The organism is Pseudooceanicola aestuarii (assembly GCF_010614805.1).
GTDB lineage: Bacteria > Pseudomonadota > Alphaproteobacteria > Rhodobacterales > Rhodobacteraceae > Pseudooceanicola > Pseudooceanicola aestuarii.
Window position 1 is genome coordinate 439289 of the sequence record NZ_JAAFZC010000001.1, and the last position, 24922, is coordinate 464210.

General features: G+C 66.3%; 26 protein-coding genes and 1 pseudogene. 15 read left to right on the forward strand and 12 right to left on the reverse strand.

The window, feature by feature from the left end; genetic code table 11:
• The first annotated feature begins 24 nt into the window (after positions 1 to 24).
• Genes G5A46_RS01960 through G5A46_RS01980 form a run of 5 tightly spaced genes read left to right on the forward strand, consistent with a single transcriptional unit; the run spans position 25 to position 4415 of the window.
• The gene (locus G5A46_RS01960) at positions 25 to 786 is read left to right on the forward strand and encodes an ABC transporter ATP-binding protein (RefSeq protein ID WP_163846792.1); all 762 of its coding nucleotides are present in this window, start codon (positions 25 to 27) and stop codon (positions 784 to 786) included.
• Positions 783 to 1487 (forward strand): ABC transporter ATP-binding protein, encoded by a 705-nt coding sequence (locus tag G5A46_RS01965; RefSeq protein WP_163846794.1) that lies wholly within the window; start codon positions 783 to 785, stop codon positions 1485 to 1487. The genes G5A46_RS01960 and G5A46_RS01965 overlap by 4 nt, the downstream gene beginning before the upstream one ends.
• Positions 1484 to 2467 carry a branched-chain amino acid ABC transporter permease gene (locus G5A46_RS01970; protein WP_163846796.1) on the forward strand — a complete coding sequence of 328 codons (984 nt, stop codon included), beginning with the start codon at positions 1484 to 1486 and terminating at the stop codon, positions 2465 to 2467. Before G5A46_RS01965 ends, G5A46_RS01970 begins: the two co-directional genes overlap by 4 nt.
• Positions 2467 to 3573, forward strand: a complete 1107-nt coding sequence (locus tag G5A46_RS01975) for a branched-chain amino acid ABC transporter permease (RefSeq protein WP_163846798.1) — start codon at positions 2467 to 2469, stop codon at positions 3571 to 3573. The genes G5A46_RS01970 and G5A46_RS01975 overlap by 1 nt, the downstream gene beginning before the upstream one ends.
• Complete coding sequence (locus tag G5A46_RS01980) at positions 3570 to 4415, forward strand: alpha/beta fold hydrolase (RefSeq protein ID WP_163846800.1); 846 nt, start codon at positions 3570 to 3572, stop codon at positions 4413 to 4415. The genes G5A46_RS01975 and G5A46_RS01980 overlap by 4 nt, the downstream gene beginning before the upstream one ends.
• 110 nt (positions 4416 to 4525) lie before the next feature.
• Here G5A46_RS01980 and G5A46_RS01985 read toward each other — a convergent pair whose 3' ends face one another.
• Both G5A46_RS01985 and G5A46_RS01990 read right to left on the reverse strand, forming a co-directional pair.
• Positions 4526 to 4954: a hypothetical protein gene (locus G5A46_RS01985; protein ID WP_163846802.1), complete on the reverse strand. Its 429-nt coding sequence runs from the start codon at positions 4952 to 4954 to the stop codon at positions 4526 to 4528.
• 4 nt (positions 4955 to 4958) lie between these two features.
• Positions 4959 to 5306 carry an ElaB/YgaM/YqjD family protein gene (locus G5A46_RS01990; protein ID WP_163846804.1) on the reverse strand — a complete coding sequence of 116 codons (348 nt, stop codon included), beginning with the start codon at positions 5304 to 5306 and terminating at the stop codon, positions 4959 to 4961.
• Between the two features lie 220 nt (positions 5307 to 5526).
• Between G5A46_RS01990 and G5A46_RS01995 the strand changes: the two genes are divergently transcribed.
• Complete coding sequence (locus tag G5A46_RS01995; protein WP_163846806.1) at positions 5527 to 6102, forward strand: hypothetical protein; 576 nt, start codon at positions 5527 to 5529, stop codon at positions 6100 to 6102.
• 62 nt (positions 6103 to 6164) lie between these two features.
• On the opposite strand, the gene G5A46_RS02000 is transcribed toward G5A46_RS01995, so the two are convergent.
• From G5A46_RS02000 to G5A46_RS02010, 3 genes are all read right to left on the reverse strand, one after another.
• The gene (locus tag G5A46_RS02000; protein ID WP_163846808.1) at positions 6165 to 6881 is read right to left on the reverse strand and encodes an SOS response-associated peptidase; all 717 of its coding nucleotides are present in this window, start codon (positions 6879 to 6881) and stop codon (positions 6165 to 6167) included.
• 9 nt (positions 6882 to 6890) lie between these two features.
• Positions 6891 to 7199 carry a DnaJ family domain-containing protein gene (locus tag G5A46_RS02005; RefSeq protein WP_163846810.1) on the reverse strand — a complete coding sequence of 103 codons (309 nt, stop codon included), beginning with the start codon at positions 7197 to 7199 and terminating at the stop codon, positions 6891 to 6893.
• A 145-nt stretch (positions 7200 to 7344) separates the two neighbouring features.
• Entirely contained in the window at positions 7345 to 8904 is a 1560-nt protein-coding gene (locus tag G5A46_RS02010) for a bifunctional metallophosphatase/5'-nucleotidase (protein WP_163846812.1), read from the reverse strand.
• A gap of 204 nt (positions 8905 to 9108) precedes the next feature.
• Between G5A46_RS02010 and G5A46_RS02015 the strand changes: the two genes are divergently transcribed.
• Positions 9109 to 9447 carry a DUF952 domain-containing protein gene (locus tag G5A46_RS02015; protein ID WP_163846814.1) on the forward strand — a complete coding sequence of 113 codons (339 nt, stop codon included), beginning with the start codon at positions 9109 to 9111 and terminating at the stop codon, positions 9445 to 9447.
• Positions 9444 to 10505 (forward strand): quinone-dependent dihydroorotate dehydrogenase, encoded by a 1062-nt coding sequence (locus G5A46_RS02020; protein ID WP_163846816.1) that lies wholly within the window; start codon positions 9444 to 9446, stop codon positions 10503 to 10505. The genes G5A46_RS02015 and G5A46_RS02020 overlap by 4 nt, the downstream gene beginning before the upstream one ends.
• A 108-nt stretch (positions 10506 to 10613) precedes the next feature.
• Here G5A46_RS02020 and G5A46_RS02025 read toward each other — a convergent pair whose 3' ends face one another.
• From G5A46_RS02025 to G5A46_RS02035, 3 genes and pseudogenes are all read right to left on the reverse strand, one after another.
• Positions 10614 to 11969: an MATE family efflux transporter gene (locus G5A46_RS02025; protein WP_163846818.1), complete on the reverse strand. Its 1356-nt coding sequence runs from the start codon at positions 11967 to 11969 to the stop codon at positions 10614 to 10616.
• Positions 11966 to 12472, reverse strand: coding sequence for a PaaI family thioesterase (locus tag G5A46_RS02030; protein ID WP_163846820.1), 507 nt, complete (start codon positions 12470 to 12472; stop codon positions 11966 to 11968). The genes G5A46_RS02025 and G5A46_RS02030 overlap by 4 nt, the downstream gene beginning before the upstream one ends.
• Positions 12473 to 12561: 89 nt before the next feature.
• Positions 12562 to 12999 (reverse strand): annotated as a pseudogene (locus G5A46_RS02035) (PaaI family thioesterase); the annotation flags it as partial.
• Between the two features lie 133 nt (positions 13000 to 13132).
• Between G5A46_RS02035 and G5A46_RS02040 the strand changes: the two are divergent.
• The 7 genes from G5A46_RS02040 to G5A46_RS02070 all read left to right on the forward strand — a co-directional run bounded on the left by G5A46_RS02040 (position 13133) and on the right by G5A46_RS02070 (position 20667).
• Entirely contained in the window at positions 13133 to 13507 is a 375-nt protein-coding gene (locus G5A46_RS02040) for a MerR family transcriptional regulator (protein WP_163846825.1), read from the forward strand.
• Positions 13508 to 13744: 237 nt separating this feature from the next.
• Complete coding sequence (locus G5A46_RS02045) at positions 13745 to 14131, forward strand: MerR family transcriptional regulator (RefSeq protein ID WP_163846826.1); 387 nt, start codon at positions 13745 to 13747, stop codon at positions 14129 to 14131.
• A 52-nt stretch (positions 14132 to 14183) separates the two neighbouring features.
• Entirely contained in the window at positions 14184 to 15959 is a 1776-nt protein-coding gene (locus tag G5A46_RS02050; protein ID WP_163846828.1) for an acyl-CoA dehydrogenase C-terminal domain-containing protein, read from the forward strand.
• Between the two features lie 144 nt (positions 15960 to 16103).
• Positions 16104 to 16316: a hypothetical protein gene (locus G5A46_RS02055; RefSeq protein ID WP_163846830.1), complete on the forward strand. Its 213-nt coding sequence runs from the start codon at positions 16104 to 16106 to the stop codon at positions 16314 to 16316.
• A 205-nt stretch (positions 16317 to 16521) separates the two neighbouring features.
• Positions 16522 to 17160: a glutathione S-transferase family protein gene (locus G5A46_RS02060; RefSeq protein WP_163846832.1), complete on the forward strand. Its 639-nt coding sequence runs from the start codon at positions 16522 to 16524 to the stop codon at positions 17158 to 17160.
• 15 nt (positions 17161 to 17175) lie between these two features.
• Positions 17176 to 18387: an acetyl-CoA C-acetyltransferase gene (locus G5A46_RS02065; protein WP_163846834.1), complete on the forward strand. Its 1212-nt coding sequence runs from the start codon at positions 17176 to 17178 to the stop codon at positions 18385 to 18387.
• 90 nt (positions 18388 to 18477) lie between these two features.
• A complete protein-coding gene (locus tag G5A46_RS02070; RefSeq protein WP_163846836.1) occupies positions 18478 to 20667 on the forward strand; it encodes a 3-hydroxyacyl-CoA dehydrogenase NAD-binding domain-containing protein in 2190 nt (729 codons plus the stop codon).
• Positions 20668 to 20857: 190 nt separating this feature from the next.
• Here the strand turns inward: G5A46_RS02070 and G5A46_RS02075 are convergent, their stop codons facing one another.
• The 4 genes from G5A46_RS02075 to G5A46_RS02090 are packed head-to-tail and all read right to left on the reverse strand — an operon-like array spanning position 20858 to position 24832.
• The gene (locus G5A46_RS02075; protein ID WP_163846837.1) at positions 20858 to 21592 is read right to left on the reverse strand and encodes an SDR family oxidoreductase; all 735 of its coding nucleotides are present in this window, start codon (positions 21590 to 21592) and stop codon (positions 20858 to 20860) included.
• Positions 21589 to 22923, reverse strand: a complete 1335-nt coding sequence (locus G5A46_RS02080; RefSeq protein ID WP_163846839.1) for an FAD-binding oxidoreductase — start codon at positions 22921 to 22923, stop codon at positions 21589 to 21591. The genes G5A46_RS02075 and G5A46_RS02080 overlap by 4 nt, the downstream gene beginning before the upstream one ends.
• The gene (locus G5A46_RS02085; RefSeq protein WP_204318677.1) at positions 22920 to 23333 is read right to left on the reverse strand and encodes a GtrA family protein; all 414 of its coding nucleotides are present in this window, start codon (positions 23331 to 23333) and stop codon (positions 22920 to 22922) included. Before G5A46_RS02085 ends, G5A46_RS02080 begins: the two co-directional genes overlap by 4 nt.
• Positions 23330 to 24832: a UbiA family prenyltransferase gene (locus G5A46_RS02090; protein WP_239520580.1), complete on the reverse strand. Its 1503-nt coding sequence runs from the start codon at positions 24830 to 24832 to the stop codon at positions 23330 to 23332. Before G5A46_RS02090 ends, G5A46_RS02085 begins: the two co-directional genes overlap by 4 nt.
• Positions 24833 to 24922: the final 90 nt, after the last annotated feature.

A 24922-nucleotide genomic window follows, 5' to 3' on the forward strand; every position in this document is an offset into this window, starting at 1 on the left:
TTTCCTGACAGCTACGGAATACTCATGACGCCTTCTCTTGAAACCAAGGGGCTGACGATCCGTTTCGGCGGACATACGGCGGTAAACGCCGTGTCCTGCGCCTTCCACCCCGGAGAGCTGACGGTCATCGTCGGGCCGAACGGGGCGGGCAAGACCACCTATTTCAACCTGATCTCCGGCCAGTTGACCGCCTCCGAGGGCCGTGTCCTGAAGGATGGTCGGGATATCACCGGGCAATCCCCTTCGGGCCGAGCCAAGGCCGGGTTGGGCCGCGCCTTTCAACTGACCAACCTGTTTCCGCAACTCAGCGTGCTGGAAAATATCCGCCTGGCCTGTCAGGCCCGATCCGGCGATGGCTGGCGGCTGTTGACCCCGGTGCGGCGCATGACCGGCCTGTCCGACCGCGCCCGCCATTACCTGGAGGCCGCGCGGCTGACCGCCGTTGCCGACCAGCCGGTGGCCACCCTGCCCCATGGCGATCAGCGCAAGCTGGAGGTCGCCCTGCTGATGGCGATGGAGCCCGATATCTACATGTTCGACGAACCCACGGCGGGGATGAGCGTGGATCACGCCCCTGCCGTTCTGGACCTGATCGCCGGGATCAAGGCCGACCGGACCAAGACGGTTCTGCTGGTGGAGCACAAGATGGATGTGGTCCGCGCCCTCGCCGACCGGATCATCGTGCTGCACAACGGTGAATTGCTGGCCGATGGCGCCCCCGACGAGGTGATGAATTCCCAGCTGGTGCGCGACGTCTACCTGGGCCGTTCCAAGGGGGCCGCATGACGCTTCTTTCCCTTTCCAACATGCAGACCCGCATCGACCAATATGCCGTGCTGCACGACGTGACGCTGGACGTGCCCGAGGGCGGCGTCTTCGTCCTGCTGGGCCGCAACGGCGCAGGCAAGACGACGACCCTGCGGTCGATCATGGGGCTGTGGAAACCCTCTCCCGGATCGGTCAAATTCCGCGGGCAGGACATCACCGGGATGCATACCGCCGACATCGCGCGTCTGGGCATCGCGCTGGTGCCCGAGAACATGGGAATTTTCGGCGGGCTGACCGTACAGGAAAATCTGGTCCTGGCCACCACCACGGGACGGTTCGATGCCGACCGGCTGGACCGGGTCCAGACCCTGTTTCCGGCGCTGAAGACGTTCTGGACCAAACAGGCCTGGTCCCTGTCGGGCGGGCAGAAACAGATGCTGGCCGTCGCCCGTGCCATCATCGAACCGCGCGCGCTGATCCTGATCGACGAACCGACCAAGGGGCTGGCCCCGTCGATCGTGGATGCCATGGCCGACGCCTTTGCAGAGATCGCGCAGACGACCACCATCTTGTTGGTGGAGCAGAATTTCGAATTCGCGAAATCGCTGGGCCGCGACATGGCGGTGATCGACGATGGCCGCGTGGTGCATCGCGGCACCATGGCGGAATTCGCGGCGGATGCGGATCTACAGGGCAGATTGATCGGGATATCGGCATGACACGGATAATCGACAAGATGGGCGGCGTGATGCTGCTGCCCCTGGCGCTGGCGGCGCTTGGTTTTGTGCTGATCGGCAGCCCGTCCAGCTGGGCGACGCTGACGGTGGCAGGGCTGGCGATGGGGATGATGATCTTTCTCATGGCGTCGGGGCTGTCATTGGTCTTCGGGCTGATGGATGTGCTGAATTTCGGCCATTCCGCCTTTGTCTCCTTTGGCGCGTTCATCGCGGCGACGGTGTTGGCGGCGCTTGGCGGATGGCTGGGATCGGACAGCGTATTTCTGAACGCCGCCGCGCTGGTCGCGGCGATCGCGGCGGCGCTGGTCTTTGGTCTGGCGGCGGGCTGGTTCTTTGAGACGGTGATCATCCGCCCGGTTTATTCGGACCACCTGCGGCAGATCCTGATCACCATGGGCGCGTTGATCGTGGCCGAACAGATCATCCTGGCGATCTGGGGCGGATCGCCCATCAACGTGCCGCGCCCGCAGTTCCTCGAAGGTTCCTGGATCATCGGCGATGTCTCGATCGAGATCTATCGCGGCTTTGCCTTCGGGCTGGGCGCGTTGGTCTACCTGGCGCTGTACCTGGTGCTGAACCGCACCCGGATCGGGCTGCTGATCCGCGCCGGCGTCGAGAACCGGGAGATGGTGGAAACCCTGGGCTTTCGCATCGACCGGCTGTTCATCGGGGTCTTCATGCTCGGCTCTGCGCTGGCGGCGTTGGGCGGTGCCATGTGGGCCGGCTACGAAACGCTGATCACCCCCTCGCTGGGGGCGGAGATGATGATCGTGGTCTTCATCGTGGTGATCATCGGCGGCCTCGGCTCTGTCCAGGGGACGCTGCTGGGCGCGCTGCTGGTCGGGCTGGTGGCGAATTACGTCGGCTTTCTGGCGCCCAAGATGGCGCTGGCCTCCAACATGCTGTTGATGATGGCCATTCTTCTGTGGCGGCCCAACGGCCTGAAACCGGCGGTGACGTGATGACCGGCAATGCAATCGTGAAAACCTGTGTTCTGGCCATCGCCGCCTGCCTGCTGTTCGCGCCCTTCCTGTTTCAGGACGTGCGCAGCCTGGAGGTCGCGGCGCGGATCTGCATCTTTGTGGTGCTGGTGGCCAGCTATGACCTGCTGATCGGCTATACCGGGATCGTCAGCTTTGCCCATACGATGTTCTTCGGCTTCGGCGCCTATGGGGCCGCCATCGCGTTGAAGGAAATGGGGCCGGGCTGGGGTCCGCTGGCCCTGGGCACTTTGGGCGGGCTGGCCGTTTCGCTGGTGGTGGCGGCGGCCATCGGCCTGCTGTCCCTGCGGGTCAAGGCGATCTTCTTCGCCATGGTCACCCTGGCCGTCGCCTCTGTCGCGCTGGTGCTGGCCTCGCAGCTGTCGCAATTCACCGGGGGGGAGGACGGGATCACCTACCGCACCCCCGACCTGTTCAAGACCGCGACCAAACTGGCGGTGGACGAGGACGGCAAGGTCCTGCGCATCGCTGGCGTGCGCCTGAACGGCAAACTGGCCGCCTATTACTTCGTTTTCGCAAGCTGTCTGGTGCTGTTCGTTCTGATGCTGCGGCTGACCACCGCGCCCATCGGCACGGTATTGAAAGCGATCCGCGAGAACGAATTGCGGGCGGAGGCGATCGGCTACCGCGTGGTGCATTACCGCACCTTCGTCTTCTGCCTTGCGGCGGTCATCGCCTCGCTGGCCGGGTCGGTCTATGCCGTCTGGCTGAAATACGTCGGCCCCGACACGGCGCTGAGCTTTGCCATCATGATCGACATCCTGCTGATGGTGGTGATCGGCGGCATGGGCACGATCTGGGGCGCGGTGATCGGCGCCACCCTGATGGTCCTGGCGCAATATTACCTGCGCGACGTGATGGAGGCGGCCTCCTCCGCGACAGAGGCCCTGCCCCTCCTGCCGGACTTGCTGGACCCGGACCGCTGGCTGTTGTGGCTGGGCATCCTGTTCATCCTGCTGGTCTATTTCTTCCCCAAGGGAATTGCCGGCACGATCATGCAACGCCGCAATCCGAACGGCACGCCGGGCGATCCGCAACCCGACACCGGGCGGGGGACCAGCACATGAGCGCGCCACGCCACGCGTTTGTCACCGCCGCCGGGCACGAGATGCACGTGACCGAATGGGGCGATCCCGCCGCGCGGCCGCTGGTCATGTGGCACGGGCTGGCCCGCACCGGACGCGATTTCGACGAAATCGCGCAGGCGCTGTCGGATCGCTATTTCGTCCTGTGCCCCGACACGATCGGGCGCGGCCTGTCGCAATGGTCCGACGCGCCGGATGTCGAATATTCCGTCACCCATTACGCCCGCACCGCGCTGGCGCTGCTGGACGCCTATGGCATCGCACAGGCGGATTGGATCGGCACGTCGATGGGCGGTTTGATCGGCATGTGGCTGGCCGCTGGTCCCGATGCAGCGCGCCTGGGGCGGATGGTCATCAACGATATCGGGCCAGAACTTCCCGCGGACGCGGTGCAGCGCATCCTGACCTACACCAGCGACCTGCCCGATTTCGCCACATTGGCAGAGGCCGAGCATTGGTTGCGGCAGGTCTACGCCCCCTTTGGCCCGGCGCGGGAGGCCTTCTGGTCGCGCATGGCCCGTACTTCGGTCCGCAGGCGCGCGAACGGGCGCCTGACGCTGCATTTCGATCCCCGGATCACGGTGCAATTCACCGCCTCCCCGCAGGAGCTGGTGACTTGGGACAGGTGGGACCGCATCGCGCTGCCGGTGCTGGTGACACAGGGCGCCACCTCGGACATCCTGCCTGATGAGGTGCTGGATCGGATGCGCGGCACCGGCCCGCGCCCGCAGGTGCAGGTCTTCGACGATTGCGGCCATGCGCCGACGCTGTCGCGGCCCGATGACATCGCCATGGTGCGGCGATTCCTGTCCGCAGCGAGCTAGGCGCGCCACCCCATGGGGAAATCATGCAAAAGGCCGGGCGATGACCCGGCCTTTCGTGCTTGTCGCGCACCGGCGCTCCTCCGGGCGGGCACCGCCTCGGACAAGCGGGCCTATTCCGCCGCCATCGGATGCGGCGGACGATGGGCGGCGGGCGGCGCGGCATGGGGATCGGGCGGTGCGGAAGGCGCGGCCTGGCTGGCCTTGCCCGCAGCACCGGCGGCGATACCCGCGCCGATACCCTGCATCAACGCCCCGACGATGCCGCCGGGCGATCCGGCGTTGGGCGCTTGCGGGCGGGTTGCACCCGCCGCCGGTACCGGCCGCCGGATCGAGGCCACCGCCAGCGCCACCATGCCCAGCCCGAAATAGGCGCAGCCGATGATCAGCGCGGCCAGCATCGCCCCTTGGGTCTGCGCAAGAAAGATCCAGGCTGCGGCCGTCAGGAACCCCAGCCCGACGGACATCAGCAGCGCGGCGCCCACAGAAAACGTGGCCCGCCGCACCGCCTGCCGGATGCTGTAGAAAAACGCCCCGAACATCGTGTTACCGGCGCGACGCGATCAGGCCGATCAGGAACCCCACGCCCGAGGCAATGGCCACGGCGGTGCCGGGGTTGTTGCGCACGGCGGTCTCCGCGTCGGAATAGGCATCACGCACCTGCGCCTCGGTCAGCTTCACCCCGGCCTCGGCATCGGCGCGCAGCTTACGCGCGCGCTCGGTGGCAAAGCTTTTCAGCTCCCCGGTCTGGGCGCGACCGTAATCGCCCAGAACCTGCGTCAGGTTCGCGACCTCGGCTTGCAGCACCTTCAGCTGCGCCTGGATGTCGTCCTGGGACGGGTCATGCGCCTTGGCGGCGGATGCGTTCGATGCGGTCTTTTGTGCCTGTGCCATAGGGGCCTCCAGCTGTGAACTTGAATGAACTGTTGCCCTGTCAACGAAGGCTGGGCCGACAAGTTCCATCGCGCGCCGTTCCGGGGATGGACCAGGCATCGATCCGGGGCCGGTTTCGCGTTCCGAGGCTTGGACGAACATGTAGTGGCCCGGAGTTTGCCCGAAATCCGCCGGATTCCTGCGATAGCGAATCCTCGATAGTTTCTGTTCCGAGGTTTCCATGCGCAGCGCCGTTCAGACTTTTCGAACCCTTGTCACGGCAAGCGTGATGCTGGTCGGCCTCGCCGGTGCGGCGCAGGCCGTCTGCTACCCGATCTATTATTACTACGGCTGGTGCTACCCCACCGCCTCCGATCTCTGCGATTCCAGCTGGCTGCAATATGGCCTGTGCGAGGAAGAGGAGGAGGAGGAGGAGGAAGACGACGGCGGCCTGCTCGACTTCACCGGGGTCTACCACGACATCTACATCGAAGACACCGGCGTCTTCCCCGAGACCACCTTTGTCGCGTTGGGGGACAAGATCCGGTTCATCAATGTCGATGCCGATCGCCTGCGGATGGAGGCCCGCAATTCCACCTGGCGCACCTCCCGGCTGAGCAAGGGTGACGAATACGCCATGCTGGTGCTGCCGACCACCTATTCCAAGTTCCGCAAGGACGACAGCAATTCGTCACGCTACGACGGGGAATTCCGGCTACAGGCGCTGCCCAGCGAGGTCGATTTCGGCTATATCGATGCCAGTTTCATCAACCGGCTGAACCTGTCCATCGACCGCTATATCCCCGGCGGCGACTAACCCCGCGCGCGGGCTGACGGCTGGGCAGAACCGCCGAAGCGGGGACCAGGACAGGCCGGAGATCAGGGCGCTTCAGGCTCCAGCGGCTCGATCAGTTCGGGGCCGGCGGCCCGGTTGGAATTCACGGCCCGGTCCACGCGGTACAGGCGCAGCGTTCCGCCGGGCGCCGGTCGCATCAGACGCGCCGCGCCATGACCTGCCTCCCCCAACCACAACGGCCAATCCCGCGGGTCCAGAATCACCGGCATCCGGTGGTGTATGGCGGCGATCTCCCCCTCTGCCTGGGTGGTGACGATGGCGCAGGTGGTCATCGGGCCCTCCGGCCCCTCCCAATCCTGCCAGATCCCGGCCATCACCAACGGCGTGTCATCGCTGCGCTGCGCGAACCATGGAAGGCGCAGGCGGTCATGGCGTTCCCATTCGTAGAACCCGGTGACGGGGATCAGGCAGCGCCGCGCCCGGCAGGCGGCGCGAAAGGCGGGTTTCTCGGCGATCGTCTCTGCCCGCGCGTTGATCAGCAGCGGCCCGTCGCCCGGCGTCTTGTACCAATGCGGAACAAAGCCCCAGCGCATGGCCACCAGCCGGCGCGGCGCTTCTCCCACGCTCTGACCTTCTTCGGCCGCCTCCCCTGCCCCTGTACCGCCCCCCACCACGGTGACGATCTGCGCGGTGGGACAGACGTTGAAATCCGGGGCGGACGGCAGATCATTGCCCGGGGTCGCGGCAAACAGCTGCGCCATCGCCTGATCCGGCAGGGTAAAGGCAAAGCGTCCGCACATCGCGCGGGCTCAGCGGGAATAGGCCTTGCGGGCGATGTCGATGCGGGCGTCCATCATCGACATCTCCTTCAGGATCTCATGGCGGCGGGTGCGGTCCCCGGTCTCTGCCAGCTCCGCGCGCAGCCGGGCCAGTTGCCGCGACAGGGTGACGAACTCCGGCGTCGCGCCATTTTCACGCATCACCCGGTTCAACAAGGCGTTTTCGGGGTCATCGCAGGGCGGCAAGGGTTTGCCCGCGCCGGGCAGATCGTCGAAATCGCCGCGCCGCTGGGCCTCGGCGACCTTGGCGCTGATGAGGTCGATCAGGGGGTGATCCATGTTCGGGGGCCTTCTACGGTCAAACGGGATGCCCCTCACATATAGGCCCCGCCCGCCCCGGCGCAAAGTCCGCAGCAGCCCCGCCCCGCATATGCGAAGGGCGCGCCCCGCAGGACGCGCCCTTCTGTTCGGTCCTTGGGGGGACTTACTTCTGCGTGATACGGCCGTCGGTATAGGGGGCATAAGGCCCCTGCTCCGCCAGGTATTCCGCCGTCACATCGGCCAGATCGGGACCGAAATCATAGGCATTCTGCCCGTCGCGGAACATCTTGTAGCCGTCACCGCCATTGCGGACATAGTTGTTCGTCACCACGCCATAGGTCTTTTCCGGGTCGATCGGCGCGCCGCCGACCATCACGTCGGAAATCCGCGCGCCCGCTTCGGCCGCCGGATCGAAGGCATAGCTCATCCCCGACACCTGCGGGAAACGCCCGGCGCCGTCTTCCAGTTGGCTGACGCCGTTCTCCAGCGCCGCGACGATATCCGCACCGGTGGTCTGAAACGTCGACAGCGTGTTCTGGAACGGCAGCACGGACAGCACCTCGCCCATCGTGACCTCCCCCGCGTCGATGGAAGCCCGCAGCCCGCCGCCGTTGGTGATCGCCAGGTCGATGCCCTGGTCCTTGACCCGCGCCAGCATGGCGTCGGTCACCAGGTTGCCCATCGGGCATTCGCCCGACCGGCAGCTTTCGCGTGACCCGTCGATCACGTCGCCGCTTTCGGCCACGACCTTGGCGCGGAGATCCTCCAGCGGCTTGGCCAGCTCAGCCATGCGCGCGACAGCGGTTTCGTCCTCGGCGACCGAGGCGTCCAGCAGGATCGGGTCGCCGGTCAGCTCGGTCAGTTCTCCCGCGTCGTCGAACGTGGCCTGAACCTCGCCCAGATACTTGCCATAGGCATAGGCGGTCAGGACCGGCACGCCGTTCACCTCGGTCGGATAGGCATAGGGGGCGCCTTCCTCGTTGGTCATCAGGGTATGGCTGTGGCCGCCGATGATCAGGTCGACATTCGTCAGTGCCTCGGCCAGGCGCAGGTCTTCGTTGATGCCGACATGGGTCAGCAGGATGATCTTGTTCACGCCCTCGTCGGTCAGGCGGTCGATCTCGCCCTGGGCCGCATCCACGGTGGAGGAAAAGATCACCGTATCCCCCGGCGAGGATGTTTCCGGCGTGTCCTCCGCCAGGACCGACACCACGCCGATCTGTTCGCCGCCGACCTCAAGCACCACGGATTTCTTCACCCGGTCAGCCAGCATGTTGTCCCGGCTGACGTCGATATTGGCCGACAGCACCGGGAACTGGACCTGGTCCAGGAAATCGGACAGCCCGGCGGGCCCCTTGTCGAACTCGTGGTTGCCGACGGCCATGGCGTCATAGCCCAGCCCGTTCATGAATTCAGCCGCCAGATCGCCGCCATATTGGGTGAAATACAGCGAACCCTGGAACATGTCGCCCGCATCCAGAAGCAGGACATTGTCGCCGGCCCGGTCACGGGCCGCGTTGACGGCGGTTATCATCCGCGCGATGCCGCCAAAGCATTTTCCCTCGGCGTTGTCCTCGGCAGAGCAGCCCGAATCGTACTTGCTGATCGGTTCGAACCGGTCGTGAAAATCATTCGTGTGCAGCACGGTAAGCTTGTAGTCCGCGCTGGCCGCGCCGGCGGTCAGAGCCAAGGCTGCGGCGGTGGTAAGCAGTCGGGACGTCATGGAAAACCCCATTGTTGGATGGTCGCTGTCCGAATGCTGCCCCGACCGGCGCGACGAGTCAAAGACCAATGCGCGGCGCCCCTGCGCAGGCGCGCCGCCTGCCGTTGCGTCGCGGGCGGAAAACGCCTGCGGTCCGGGCAGTTCCGGTGCCGATTCACCGCGCGCACGCTTGACCCGTTCCCCGACGTCGCCCAAAAAGCCCCCATGCATATCTACAAGATTTTTCGCCCCGATGAATGGCAGGCCCTGCTGCGCGATGGCACCACGGATGGCGCCCCTGTGGACCTGGCCGACGGCTTCATCCATTTCTCCACCGCCTCCCAGGCGGCGGAAACAGCGGCGAAGCATTTCGCCGGGGCGCAGGGGCTGGTGCTGGCCGTCTGCGACGCCGACGATTTCGGTGAGGCTCTCAAATGGGAACCCTCCCGCGGCGGGGCGCTGTTTCCGCATCTCTACGCGCCGCTGGCGCTGGCGCAGGTGATCGCCCATCACCCCCTGCCCCTTCAGGACGGCGCGCATCTGTTTCCGGCAGCAATGACATGACGACCCTGCGGGAGCGCATCGGGCTGGCAGCGCTGCACAACCTGGACCCGGAAACGGCCCATGGCCTGGCGCTGAGCGGCCTGCGGGCCGGGTTGGTGCCGCTGCCCGGGCGGATCACCACCCCCCGGCTGGAGACGAAACTGGCCGGGCTGAGGTTGGACAATCCCGTCGGACTTGCCGCCGGGTTCGACAAGAACGCGCAGGCGCTGCATCCGTTGTCGCGCGCGGGCTTCGGCTTTGTCGAGGTGGGGGCCATCACCCCGCGCCCGCAGGAAGGGAACCCGCGCCCACGTCTATACCGGCTGCGCGCCGACCGGGCGGCGATCAACCGCTTCGGCTTCAACAATCGCGGCATGGACGACACGCTGCCCCGGCTGGCCCGGCGTCCGGTGGAGGCGGTGATCGGACTGAACCTGGGCGCCAACAAGGACAGCGCCGACCGCGCCGCCGATTTCTCGGCCGTGCTGCGCCATTGCGGCGCGCATCTGGATTTCGCCACAGTCAACGTCTCCTCCCCCAATACGGAGAAATTGCGCGACCTTCAGGGCCGCGCGGCATTGAACGCGCTGCTGGCGGATGTGCTGGCCACCCGTGACGCGCTGGCTCGCCCGATCCCGGTGTTCCTGAAGATCGCCCCCGATCTCGACCCACAGGGGCTGGAGGACGTGGCCGAAGTCGCGCTGGCCACCGGGATCGACGCCATCGTCGCCACCAACACCACGCTGTCCCGTGACGGGCTGACCAGCCCGCACCGCGATCAGGCGGGCGGGCTGTCGGGGGCGCCGCTGTTCGTGCGCTCCACCCGCGTTCTGGCGCGGCTGTCGGATCTGACACAGGGCCGGGTGCCGCTGATCGGCGTAGGCGGCATCGCCACGGCAGAGGACGCCTATGCCAAGATCCGGGCGGGCGCTTCGGCCGTGCAGCTTTATACCGCGCTGGTATACCAGGGGCTGACACTGGGCGCGCAGATCGCGCGCGGTCTGGACAGGCTGCTGGCGCAGGACGGTTTCGACACTGTCGCGCAGGCGGTCGGCACCGGGCGGCAGGACTGGCTGTAGGGCCCGGCACCGTACCGGGCGGCCTGCACAACCTGACCACCGCGGACAACCTTCAGCGCGGGCCAGGGAGGCGCGGCCGCTGTACCCCCCTGTCGGAGCGGCGGCGGCTCAGGCCCTCTCTGCAGGGGCGTCGGCGCTGGCTTCCAGCGCGGGATAGCGCAGGAACAGGCTGATCCCGCGCACCAGGAAGGACAGCACGAAGGCCGCCCATAGCCCGTGATTGCCGAACATTGGCAGGAAGACCGCCAAAGACAGCAGGTAGATCACAAAGCTGACGGCCATCATGTTGCGCATGTCCTGCGACCGTGACGCGCCGATGAAGATCCCGTCCAGCATCCAGGACGCCATGCCCAGCACCGGCGTCACCACCATCCACGGCAGGTAGGCGCGGGCGGCCTCGCGGACCTCGGCGGCGGTGGTCATCACGTCGATGATCCGCCCGCCACACAGCCCGAACGCCAGCGACAACAGCAGGCAGACCACCCCCGCCCAGACCGAGGACAGGATGGCACCCCGTCGCAGCCCGGCCCGGTCGCGGCGGCCCAAAGCCTGACCCACGAAGGCCTCCGCCGCGAAGGCGAAACCGTCCAGCGCATAGGCGGTGATGAAGATGAATTGCAGGTTCACCTGATTCGCCGCCAGCTTGGTATCGCCATAGCCCGCGCCCAGGAACATGAACGACAGGAACATCGCCTCCAGCATCAGCGACCGCAGCAGGATATCGCGGTTCACCACTGTCATGCGGATCAGCCGCACCCGGTCGAAGACCCGGTCCCAATCGCGCCAATCCGGCACCCGGAACGCCGCGCGGCACAACCACAGGCCCAGCAGGCAGCCGGTCCATTCAGACAGGAAGGTCGCGAAGGCGACGCCGTTCACCCCCCACCCCAGCCCCAGAACGAACCAGGCGTCCAGCGCCATGTTCATCAGGTTCATCACCAGTTGGATCGCCAACACCGCCCCGGTGCGTTCCTGCGCGATCAGCCAACCGGTGAGGCCGTAGATCGCAATCGCCGCCGGGGCCGAGAAAATGCGGATCCCCATGTAGCCACGGGCCAGCGTCTCCACCTCCTCGGACGCGGGGGCCAGGGTGAAGGTCGCCCAGAAGATCGGCAATTGCAGCACGATCAGCGCCAGCCCTCCGGCCCCTCCGATCAACAACGCGCGGGTCAGCAGGGCGGCGACCTCGGCCCGGTTGCCGGCGCCGGCGGCCTGGGCGGTCAGCCCGGTGGTGCCCATGCGCAGGAATCCGAACATCCAGAAGATCGCGGTCATGGTGATCGCGCCCAACCCGACCGCCCCGATCGGCGCCGCCGCGCCCAGTTGGCCGACGACGGCGGTGTCGACAGCGCCCAGGATCGGCACCGTTGCATTGGACAGCACGATGGGCAGCGCGATCCGCAACACCCGCGCGTGGGTCAGCGAGGTCGGGCCGTCCGGCAGCAGGTCTACCGGGGCGCTCATGCGTGATGCGGGATCAGGAAATGCCCCGTGGCCTGGGCGATGGGGCGGGCCCGGTTGTCCTGCCAGGCCTCCACCCGGACCGAGGCATAGCGCCGGCCGGAGCGCGTGACCTCTGCCCGCGCATAGGCGTCGCGCGGCAGGCCCGAGCGCAGGTAATCCACCGTCAGGTCGATCGTCTTGGGCATCCGGGGCAGCGGCGTCTCGCCCAGGGGGGCATGTTCGGCGCGACCGTCCTCCATCTCTTCCCAGAGGCGGGACCAGGCCAGGCCGATGATCGCCGTCGTCTCCAGAAACCCGGCGGTGGCCCCGCCATGAAGGGCGGGCAGGATGGGATTGCCCAGCAGCATCTCGTCATAAGGCATCACGGCGGTCAGCTCGTCGCCGCGCCGGTCGAAATGGATGCCCAGGAATTGCAGGTAGGGCAAGCCACGCACCAGACCGTCCAGCGCCGCGTCGCGCCGTTGCTTGATCACCTGTACGGGTTCGGGGCGGGGTCTGCTCATCCCTTGTCCTTTGCAATCGGGTGGGTGGTGGCGATGTCGGGTCCGGCCTGCGGTTCGGACTGGCTGTCGCGTCCGCTGCCCTCCCGCGTCTTCATCTTGAAGGTGAAGGCCCCGGTGGCGGCGGCGACGGGGCGCGTCTCGTCCTCGTCCAGCGCCACCGCCCGGACAAAGGCCACGGAACGGGTGACATGGTAGCATTCCGCCTCCGCCCGCAGGGTCTGGCCCGGCGTGGCGGCCCGCATGTAGTCGATCCGCAGGTCCAGCGTCGCGGTGCCGCCCGCACTCTCGGGATGGCCGACCACGGCGGCGCCGCAGGTGGTATCCAGCAGGGCGGACACGGCGCCACCATGCAGGACGCCGGTCTCGGGATCGCCGATCAGCTTTTCGTCGTAAGGCAGCGAAAACGCCGCCCGCCCGCCGCCATATTGCACCGCCACCAGCCCCAGGGCGCGGGCATGAGGCAGTGCCTTCATGAAGTTGCGGGCGATGTCCAGCGGATCGGTTTTCGTCTTGTCGGTCGGTTGCATATCCCCCCCTTGCGCCACCATATGATCGGGAATGCTACAAGAGGGCAAGCGGTCGCCGGTTGCCCTCTGCGCGCCGCCTCTCTAACGTTGCGGCACTGCGCCAGGATCTTTTTTCAGACAAAGTTGCCCGCCGATGACCGACACCCGACTGAGTTTCAAGGAGATGTGCGAGAAGTTCGACGTGACCCCGCGCACGCTGCGATATTACGAATATATCGAACTGCTTAGCCCGGAACGCGCCGGGCGCGCCCGGCACTACAACCAGAGAGAGATCGCGCGGATGACCCTGATCCTGCGCGGTCGGCGGTTCGGCTTTCCCCTGGAATCGATCCGTCAGTGGCTGGAGATGCGGGAGCAGGAAGGTTCGGAGGCGCAGATGCGGATCTGGGTGGATGAAGCGGACCGCCAACTGGCCGAACTGGAAGTGCAACGCCAGCAGCTGGAGGAATCCATGAGCGAGCTGCGTCAGCTGCGCGACACGACGATTGATTCGCTCAACAAGGGATGACCCTTGATTTCTAAAGCGAAAAATCACCCCCAAGCCCTTGTCGACAGGCAGGAATACGCCGAGTGGCAAGACAGGAAATTTCTTCCCACGGGTCAAATCGGTCCTGATCTTACGTCAATCCGGTTGTGACGCCACGTATCGATTACGTTAACGTCAACTTCACCTATATTCCGGTTGAACCCACTGGGGACGATCTGCAATTTTGACCAACCGATAAAATATCGATTGGATCAAGGAATGACGGAGTCTGACACGTTTAAGACGATCCGAGAGATGTGTGACGAGTTCGATGTAACCCCGCGCACGCTCCGGTTCTACGAAGCAAAGGAACTGCTGTTCCCGGTCCGCGAGGGCCAGAAACGGCTGTTCACCCGGCGTGATCGCGCCCGGCTGAAACTGATCCTGCGTGGCAAACGCTTCGGCTTCAGCCTGGAGGAAATCCGCCAGTTGCTGGAACTCTACTACATGGGCGACCAGCAGAAAACCCAGCTTTCGCGCACATACGACCTTGCGCGGGAGCGGCTGGCAGACATGGAGCGTCAGCGCGCGGAACTCGATGAGGCCGTGTCGGAGCTTCGCCAGCAAATCGAATGGGGTGAGCAGAAGCTCGCCAAATTGAAGTAGCACCGGCCGGGGTCTCTTTCCGGTCGGACAGAACGGATACGGAGACCCGAGGATGCCAAGCTACACCGCCCCTGTCAAAGATTTCCAGTTCGTCCTGCACGATGTGCTGAAGGCCGGCGATGCCGATATCGCCGGCTACGACGAACTGGATCGCGACTTCACCGCTGCGATCCTCGAAGAGGCCGGCAAGATCGCCTCTGAAGTGATGGCGCCGCTGAATGCCTCCGGCGACCGCGAGGGCGTGCGGCTGGAAAACGGCGTCGTCCATACGCCCACCGGGTTCAAGGCCGCCTTTGACCAGCTGCGCGCCGGCGGCTGGACCGGGCTGGATTGCGATCCCGAATATGGGGGCCAGGGCATGCCCTACCTGATCGGCACGGCGGCGGGGGAAATGTTCCAGTCCGCCAACCAGGCCTTCATGATGTATCCGGGCCTGACTCACGGTGCATACTCGGCCATCCATGCCCACGGCACCGAAGCACAGAAACAGACCTACCTGCCCAGGATGGTGTCCTGCGACTGGACCGGCACCATGAACCTGACCGAACCGCAATGCGGCACCGACCTGGGCCTGATGCGGACCAAGGCCGAACCCCAGGACGACGGCAGCTATGCCATCACCGGTCAGAAGATCTTCATCTCTGCCGGTGACCACGACATGGCCGACAACGTCATCCACCTGGTGCTGGCCAAGATCCCCGGCGGTCCCGAGGGGATCAAGGGTGTGTCGTTGTTCATCGTGCCCAAGTTCATGGTGAACGAGGACGGCAGCCTGGGCGATCGCAACGCCGTCTCTGTCGGCAAGATCGAAGAGAAGATGGGCATTCACGGCAATGCCACCTGCGTGATGAACTACGACGGCGCCACCGGCTTTCTCCTGGGCGAAGCGCACAAGGGGATGCGCGCCATGTTCACCATGATGAACGAGGCCCGTCTGGGTGTCGGTATGCAAGGTCTGTCCCAGGCAGAGGCCGCCTACCAGAACGCGGTGATCTACGCCAAGGACCGCCTGCAGGGCCGCGCCGTGACCGGCGCCGAGAACCCCGAAGGCCCCGCCGATCCGATCATCGTGCACCCCGATATCCGCCGTTCCCTGATGGATCAGAAGAGCTTCTGCGAGGGCGCGCGCGCCCTGGTCATGTGGGGCGCCCAGATGATCGACCGCGCCCGCCGCAACGATGATGCCCAGGCCGAGGCGATGATTTCCCTGCTGACCCCGGTGATCAAGGGTTTCCTCACCGACGAGGGCTACGACATGACCGTGCAGGCCCAGCAGGTCTACGGCGGCCACGGCTACATCGAGGAATGGGGCATGTCGCAATTCACCCGCGACGCCCGCATCGCCATGATCTACGAAGGCGCCAACGGCGTGCAGGCCCTGGACCTGGTGGGCCGCAAGCTGGCCGCCGGCGGGGGCAAGCCCGTCATGGAATTCTTCACCATGATCAAGGATTTCTGCAAAGCCCACGGCGATGGCCCCTTTGCATCCGATTTCATCGATCCGCTGAAAGCAGCCTCCCGGCAATTGCAGGAAGCGGCGACCTACTTCATGCAGAACGGCGCGAAAAACCCCAACCACGCGCTGGCCGGGTCGAATGATTTCATGCACCTCTTCGGCCATGTCTGCCTGGGCTACATGTGGGCGCAGATGGCGCTGGCCGCGCAGGCGCGGCTGGATGCCGGCGACGCCGACACGGGCTTTTGCGAGACGAAGATCGCCACCGGCCGCTACTACATGGCGCGCCGCCTGCCCGCCACGGCGATGCATCTGCAACGCATTCTGTCCGGCGCCGACACCATCATGGCCCTGGACGCCGAGGCGTTCTGAGCCAGGCGACGCAGCGTTCAACCCCCACCGCGCCGGGCGGGGGTTGAACAGGCACGCGGAAAGGCCCCATCTGGACGGGGGAGGCCATCGGATGGAACACGACGGCACAACAGCGATCACGGTTTGCCAGGCAGGTGAGGGCCCATGCCAAAACGCTTTCGCCTGACCCGCCGGATGCCCATCGCCCTGACCGAAGACGCCTGGCGCCGCCTGAAGCGCTTTGCCACCGAGGCCGGGCTGGATGAGGGGGAGGCCCTGTCATTCCTGCTGGAGAATTTCGACAGTGTCACCGACGAGGAAGCCCTGGTGCACCGGCTGCGCCTGTTCAATTTGGAACTGGAGGCCCGGAAACGATGATCCGCCTCGCGCTCATCCCGCCGCGCCCCGTGACGCGACCGCCAACGGCGCCACAAGCCCGCGCCGCCGCCGGGCGCATGTCGGGACGAACGACGGCCCGACGCGCGCCACCCGGCCCGCAGGCGCGCCCTGGCCTGAAGAGGCGCGATTAACCTAGGAGCGGGATGAAAATCCCGCCGGTGCAAAAGGTCGAGGGAGGACCGACATGACGATCACGCTTCATTGTTTTGGCGAAAGCGGCAATGCCTACAAGGCGGCGCTGCCGCTGGCGCTGTCCGGTCTCGACTGGCGGGCGGAAAAGGTGGACTTTTTCAACGGCCAGCACCGCAGCCCGGAATATGCGGCGATGAATCCGCTGGGCGAGGTGCCGGTGATGGTGGACGGCGATGTCACGATCAGCCAGTCCGGCGTGATCCAGATGTACATCACCGAGAAGACGGGCCTTTACGGCGGCGCCACCGCGCAGGAGGCGCGCGACGTGATGACCTGGGTCTTCTTCGACAATCACAAGATGTCCTCGCAATGCGGGACACTGCGTTTCCTGATGAACTTCCTGCCCGAGGACAAGCGCCCGGCCGAGGTCATCGGCTTTCTCTCCACCCGACTTCGCGCTGCGTTCAAGGTGCTGGATTCCGGGCTGGAAGGGCGCGACTGGCTGGTCGGCGACGGCCCGACCCATGCCGATTTCTCCAATTGCGGCTACCTGTTCTACCCGGAGCCTTTCGGCTTCGACCGCGCGGACTGGCCCAATATCGACCGCTGGCTGTCCAACATCCGATCGCTGGACGGCTGGAAACACCCCTATGACCTGATGCCCGGCCGCCCCGCGGACCGGGGCCTGTAACCCAAGGAGGCAGACATGACCGACGCCTATATCTTTGACGCCGTGCGCTCCCCGCGCGGCAAGGGCCGCGCCGACGGCGCCCTGCACGAAGTCACTTCCGTATCGCTGGGCAAGCAGATGCTGAACGCGATCAAGGAGCGCAGCGACCTGCCCGCCGACGCGGTGGAAGACGTGATCTGGGGCAACGCCACCCAGGCCATGGAACAGGGCGGCTGCCTGGCCCGGACCACCGTGCTGGCCTCCGACCTGGGCGAGGCCGTGCCCGGCCTGTCCATCAACCGGTTCTGCGCCTCGGGCATGGAGGCGGTGAACCTGGCCGCCAACCAGGTCAAGGGCGGCGCCGGACAGGGCTATATTGCCGGCGGTGTGGAATGCATGTCCCGCGTCGCCATGGGCAGCGACGGCGCCGCCGTGGCCGTCGATCCCACCGTGGCGATGGACAGCTATTTCGTGCCCCAGGGCATTTCCGCCGACATCATCGCCACGCAATACGGCATCTCCCGCGATGACGCCGATGCCTTTGCCGTGGAATCCCAGCGTCGCGCCGCTGCCGCCTGGGAAGATCGCCGCTTTGACCGCTCCATCGTGACGGTGCGCGACGTGAACGGCCTGCCGATCCTCAGCCATGACGAATACATGCGTCCCGGCACCGACATGCAGGCGCTTGGCGCGCTCAAGGCCTCGTTCAAGGACATGGGCGAGACGATGCCCGGCTTCGACAAGGTCGCGCTGCTGAAATATCCGCATCTGGAGGCGATCAACCACATCCACCACGCCGGCAATTCCTCCGGCATCGTGGACGGGTCCGCCGCCGTGCTGATCGGCAACAAGGAATTCGGCGAGGCCCACGGCCTGACGCCCCGCGCCCGCATCCGTGCCACGGCCAAGATCGGCACCGATCCGACGATCATGCTGACGGGCCCCGTCCCGGCGACCGAGAAGATCCTGCGCGACAGCGGCATGGCGATCTCCGACATCGACCTGTTCGAGGTCAACGAGGCCTTCTCCTCCGTCGTGCTGCGCTTCATGCAGGCCTTCGACGTGGATCACGACCGGCTGAACGTGAACGGCGGCGCCATCGCCATGGGCCACCCGCTGGGCGCCTCCGGCGCGATCATCATCGGCACCCTGCTGGACGAGCTGGAACGCACCGGCAAGGGCACCGGCCTGGCCACGCTCTGCGTTGCCTCCGGCATGGGCGCCGCGACGATCATCGAGCGGCTGTAACAGGCGCCACGGCCCCGCCCCGCCCTGTCCGACAGACGTGCGGGGCGCGCGGCCCCACCACGATTTTCACCTCTCGAAACGGAGAGACACATGACCGAATTCACGATGGAAAAAGGCGCCGACGGCGTCGCTGTGATCACCTGGGATCTGCCGGGCAAAAGCATGAACGTCCTGACCCTGAAGGGCGGCGAGGAACTCGCCGCCCATGTCGAGGACGCGCTGGCCGATGATGCCGTGCGCGGCCTCGTCATCACCTCGGGCAAGGACAGTTTTGCCGGCGGGATGGACCTGAACGTGCTGGGCGCGATGAAGGACAACGGCGTCGAAGCCGTGTTCGACGGCATCATGGACCTGCACAAGCGCCTGCGCCGGATCGAACTGGCGGGCATGGACCCCAAGACGAAGAAGGGCGGCAAGCCCATCGCCGCCGCCCTGCCCGGCACCGCCATGGGCATCGGGCTGGAATTGCCGCTGGCCTGCCATCGCATCTTCGCCGCCGACAATCCCAAGGCCAAGATCGGCCTGCCGGAAATCATGGTCGGCATCTTCCCCGGCGGTGGCGGCACCACGCGGCTGGTGCGCAAGCTGGGGGTGATGGGCGCCTCTCCGTTCCTGTTGCAGGGCAAGTCGCTGGCCCCCGCGGCCGCGGCCAAGGCCGGGCTGATCGACGAGGTCGCGGCCGATCCCCTCGCCGCCGCGCGGGAGTGGGTGCTGAACGCCACCGATGCGGATCTGGTGAAGCCCTGGGACGCCAAGGGCTACAAGATGCCCGGCGGCGCGCCCTATCATCCGGCAGGGTTCCAGACCTTTGTCGGGGCCAACGCGATGATCAACGGCCAGACCTGGGGGGCCTTTCCGGCGCCGCGCGCCATGCTGTCGGCCATTTACGAAGGCGCCATGGTGCCCTTTGACACCGCCCTGAAGATCGAGGCGCGGTGGTTCACCAACGTGATCATGAACCCCTCGTCCGGGGCGATGATCCGGTCGCTGTTCCTGAACAAGGAGGCGCTGGAGAAAGGCGCCAACCGCCCCGAAGCGCCCGATCAGCGGGTGAAGAAGCTGGGCGTCATGGGCGCCGGCATGATGGGCGCGGGCATCGCGCTGGTCTCTGCCCAGGCGGGGATCGAGGTGGTGCTGATCGACCAGAAGCAGGAGGCCGCCGACAAGGGCAAGTCCTATACCGAAAGCTACCTGGACAAGGGGATCAAGCGCGGCAAGGTGACCGAGGAGAAGAAGCAGAAGATGCTGTCCCTCATCACCGCGACCACCGACTACGATACGCTGAAGGATGCCGATCTGATCATCGAGGCGGTGTTCGAGGATCCCGCCATCAAGGCCGAGGTGACGAAGAACGTGGAGGCGGTGATCCCCGCCGATTGCATCTTTGCCACCAACACCTCCACCCTGCCGATCTCGGACCTGGCGCAGGCCTCGTCGCGGGCCGAGCAGTTCATCGGCATCCACTTCTTTTCTCCGGTGGAGAAGATGGCCCTGGTGGAGATCATCAAGGGCAGGGAAACCGGCGATCGCGCGGTGGCCAAGGCGCTGGATTACGTGCGCCAGATCCGCAAGACGCCCATCGTGGTCAATGACGCGCGGTTCTTCTACGCCAACCGCTGCATCATCCCCTATCTGAACGAAGGCGCCCGGATGGTGGCCGAGGGCGTATCCCCCGCGCTGGTCGATCACGCCGCGCGGATGCTGGGCATGCCGGTCGGGCCTCTGCAACTGGTGGACGAAACCTCCATCGACCTGGCGGTCAAGATCGCAACGGCGACCAAGGCCGCGATGGGCAATGCCTATCCCGCCGACATGCAGCCCGTGGATGACCTGATGCAGGCGCTCTACGACCAGGGGCGGCTGGGCCGGAAGGCCAACGCCGGCTTCTACGCCTATGATGAGAAGGGCAAGCGGCAAGGCTTCTGGGAGGGGTTGGCCGACCTCGCTCCGGTACGCGATGACCAGCCAGAGCTGGTCGAGGTGCAGCATCGCCTGATGTTCGCCCAGGTTCTGGAAGCTGTCCGCGCGCTGGAAGAGGGCGTTCTGGAAGACATTCGGGAAGGCGACGTGGGCGCCATCCTCGGCTGGGGCTTCGCGCCCTGGTCCGGTGGCCCCTTCGCCTGGCTGGACATCATCGGCACGCCCTATGCCGCCGAACGCTGCGACCAGCTGACCGAAGCCTTCGGCGACCGCTTTGCCTGCCCCGCCCTTCTGCGGGAGATGGCGGAGAAGAACCAGTCCTTCTACGCCCGCTTCGGCAAGGACGCTCAGGCCGCCTGAACCTGTGCACCCATGAAAACAACCTGGGCCCGCCAAATCCGGCGGGCCTTTTTCATTGGCCTCCGCATTGCCCCGAACCGCGGCTGCGCAGCCCGGCCCCTTCGGGCCGAAATACCGCGGGGGTGAATTGAGCGCGGCGCGCTCAAGGGGGGGCAGCGCCCCCCTGCCCGCCCCCCACATCTTGCCCGGTTCAGATCCGCATCTTCTTGAACAAGGCCTCGGGGATGTTGCGGATGATCGCCATGACCAGCCACCAGATGGGCCGCACATAGATCACATTGCGCCGCCGCCGGACCGCGCGCAGCACGGCGGCGCCCAACTCGGCCGGCTCGGCGGTCAGTTTTCCGGGCAGGTCCATCCCCTCGGTCATCGCGGTGTTGACGAAGCCCGGCTTGACCGTCAGCACATGCACACCTTGCCGCGCCATGCGGTTGCGCAGACCGGCAAGATAAGCAGTGAACCCGGCCTTGGCCGATCCGTAGATGTAATTCGTGGCCCGCCCCCGGTCCCCCGCGACCGAGGATATTCCGACGATCACCCCCCGCCCCCGTTCGGCCATGCGGTTGGCAAAAAGGCCCAGCAGCGCGGCCGGCCCCTCGAAATTGGCGCGCATCACGGCGGCGGCGGCGGTCATGTCCAGTTCATCCGCCTCCTGGTCGCCCATGGCGCCAACGGCGCAGATCACGATGCCCGGCGCGGCAGGCAGGCTGTCGGCCAGTGCCTGATGCGTCTCGATCGCGACGGCATCGCATTCATGCAGGCTGACCTGCACGCCGTGGCGCAATTCGATGTCGCGCTGTTCGGCGGCCAGCGTCTCGGCCCGGCGGGCCGCCAGCTGGATCGGGTGCCCTTCGGCGGCAAAGGCATGGGCGATGGCCAGGCCGATGTCGGACCGGCCTCCGATGATCAGGACGGGTTCGGTCACAGGTTCAGTCTCCGCGATTGTCCGGAATTGAAATGGTGGTCCAGCCCCGCCACTGCCCGCGCCTGGGCAAAGGCCTCCAGCCTTGGGTCGGCGCGGTGCAGCAAGGCCGCATCCAGGCGGGAATCTTTGGCCAGGTAGAAGCGCCCGCCGTGGTCCAGCACGATCCTGTCCAGCTCGGCCAGCAGGGACAGCGCGGCCTCGGTCACCGGGAAATCCAGCGCCAGGGTGTAGCCCTCCATCGGGAAGGAATGCGCCCCGGTCGGTTGCGGTCCCAGCCGTTTCAGTACCGCCAGGAAAGAGCCCTGCCCGGCCGCCGCGATACGGTTCAACAGCGCCTCCAGCCCGGCGCGGGAGGCATCCAGCGGCAGCACGCATTGGAACTGCGCAAAGCCTGGCTTGCCATAGATCCGGTTCCAGTGCCCAATGGCGTCCAGCGGGTAGAAATAGCTGTCCCAATCGACGATGGACGGCCCCGCCTTGCGCGCCCCGTTCCAGTGATACAGCGCATTGAACGCCCGCAGGGTATAGCGGTTCAGCGCCCTCGTCGGGGCATCCAGCGGCACGTTGCGTTTCGCGCGCATCGGCACGTCAAAGGGCCGCGCACGGCGCCAGGACGGGATCTGCGCCACCTCCGCATGATCGGCCAGCATGACCAGAGACCGACCCAGCCTGTCACCACCGCTCAGGCAATCGAACCAGGCGACAGCATAGGTGGAATCGGTCGCGGCCTCGAATATCTGCATCGCCTCGGTCAGATCGCGGGCCGGACGCATGTCCTGCGCAATCCAGCCGGTGGCGACGGGGCGCAGGCGGAACGCGGCGCGCAGGATCATCCCGGTCAGCCCCATGCCGCCCTGGGTGCGACGGAACAGGTCGACCTCCTGGGTCGCGCTGCACCGGGTGATGGTGCCGTCGGCGCCCATCACGTCGATCCAGTCGAGGTATTGCCCGAACGACCCGTCGCGGCGGTGGTTCTTGCCGTGCACATCCGCCGCGATGGCGCCGCCGATGGTGATCAGCTTGGTCCCCGGCGTGACGGCGGGAAACCAGCCGCGCGGCAGGAAGGCGGTGATGATATCGCCCAGAATCACGCCCGCTTCACAGGTCACGCGGCCGGTGGCGGCGTCGAAGTCCAGGATGCGGTTGAACCCGCGCATGTCCACCGTCGTGTCGGCATTCACCGCGCTGTCGCCATAGGCGCGCCCGTTGCCGCGCGCGATCACCGGGCCTTGGGCCAGCAGGTCGCGCAGTGCCGTTTCACTGCGCGGGCGGGCCAGCCGGGCGACCTGCGTCACCGGAAAGCGGCCCCAACCGGAGAGCGTCCCGCTCATGCCGCCTGCCCCCCTTGTGCGAAGACAAAACGCCGGTCCAGCCGGTATTTCACCACATAGCCCACGGCCAGCCCCAGCACCGCGCCCAGTTCGCGCATCAAATCGGTGCCCCAGATCAGCCAGAACGCCGTTTCCGCCCCCCAGAAAATCGCCGTCGTCGCCACGCCCATGAGGGTATAAAGCCCGAATTTCCGGCCATGCGCCGCCAGCCCGGCGCTTCGGTCGTCAAAGATCCAGCGTTTGTCGAGGATGTATTTCAGCACCAGCCCCGCGCCGGTTCCGCAAATCACCGCCAGCGCAAACCCCACGGCCGCATCGCCCGCCAGCGCCAGCACCGCACGCTGCACCGCCAGATTGGCCAGCGTCGCCAGAACCGCGAACAGGGAATACAGAACCACCAGCCGGGTCACAGGTAATTCGCCAGAGCAAAGAACCCCAGGATCCCGGCAAAGCTGACCAGGCTGACCCGGTCACGCGCGGCAAAAACCACCGGGTCGTCGTGCATCTGGCCCCGGTGCGTGGTCAGCACGATGCGGCTGATCCAGAACAGCAGGATGCCGCAGATTCCCCACAGCAACGTCGGTTCGGAATAAAGCCGGCGCACCGCGTCGCTATCCACGTAAAGCGCCATCACCAGTACCGAAACATAGCCCGACGCCACCGCCATCATCGCGATCAGCGGCCGGTCATCGACATGGTAGCCGCGCCCGGCAGGCTGTTCCGTGCCGGTGGCGGCGTTATCCACCAGTTCGGCCTGGCGTTTCACCGCCGCCAGCGCAAAGAAGAAGAAGCCGGAAAACGTCACCAGCCATTCCGAGATCGGGATCCCCCCAGCCGCACCACCGGCCACGATGCGCAGCGTGTAAAGTCCCGCAAGGGTGCAGATATCCACGATGGCGCGTTTCTTGAGCCAGAAGGAATAGGCCGTCGTGGCCACGTAATAGACCGCAAGGATGCTCAGGAATTGCGGACCGATACAGATCGCCAACGCCACGCCGCCGCCCAGCAGCGCGGGCGCCAGCCAGGTGCCGTGTTTCAACGGCAGGTCGCCGCTGGCGAAGGGCCGGCGGCATTTGCGCGGATGCACCCGGTCATTCGCCAGGTCCAGAAGATCGTTCAGCACATAGACCGAAGACGCCACCAGGCTGAAGGCCGCAAAGGCCAGCAACGCGGTCAGCACCGCGCCCCCGCCCCAATGATGCGCGGTGACGAAAGGCAGGAAGATCAGCACGTTCTTCAGCCATTGATGCGGCCGCAGGGCGCGGATCATCGGGCCCCAGCCGCCGCCTGGGCGATCGATATGACTGATGTCGGGGGCCAGGGCCTCGGCCTTGCGGCGCAGGGCGACGGGGGCGGCGACGGTGATCGCCTCTCCGGCGTCGGCCCAGACATGCAGATCGGCACTGCTGTCGCCGGCATAGGCGTAGCGCCCGCGCCCATAACGCTCGTTCAGGAACCTGGCCTTCTCCGCGCCCTTCAGGTTGCGCCGGCCGTCGCTGCCGTGGGCCTCGTCAAAGAGGCCCAGGTGGGCCGCGACGCCATCGGCGATGCGCTGGTCCGACGCGGTGACCAGCGCGGTGCGCCCGCCCGCCGCGCGCCAGTCGCGCAGCCGGTCCAGCACGGCGGGTTCATAGGGCAGCGTGGCGGCATCGACGGAGGCGATATCCGACAGCCGCGCCTTCAGCGCCGCGCGCCCGGCCAGCAGCCCGCGTAGCGCCTGGAACGGCGCGCGCCACGAAGTGCCGAACGCGGCCCAGAAGGTTTCGAACAGCATGTCGGTGCGGATCAATGTGCCGTCCAGGTCGCAGACCAGCATGTCCCCCGCCGCCGCCGACAGCTGCGCCGCCTGCGCTGCGCCCGGCTGGGTGGCCGATGCGGGGCCGGTCGTGCTGTCCTTGGGGTGGTCCATCCTGCCTGTCCCTGTTCCGGTGCCCGCCTCCCGTCGGCCCGATACGCAGGCCCGGCCCGCTGGGCGGGGTTACAAGGGGGATATTGCGTC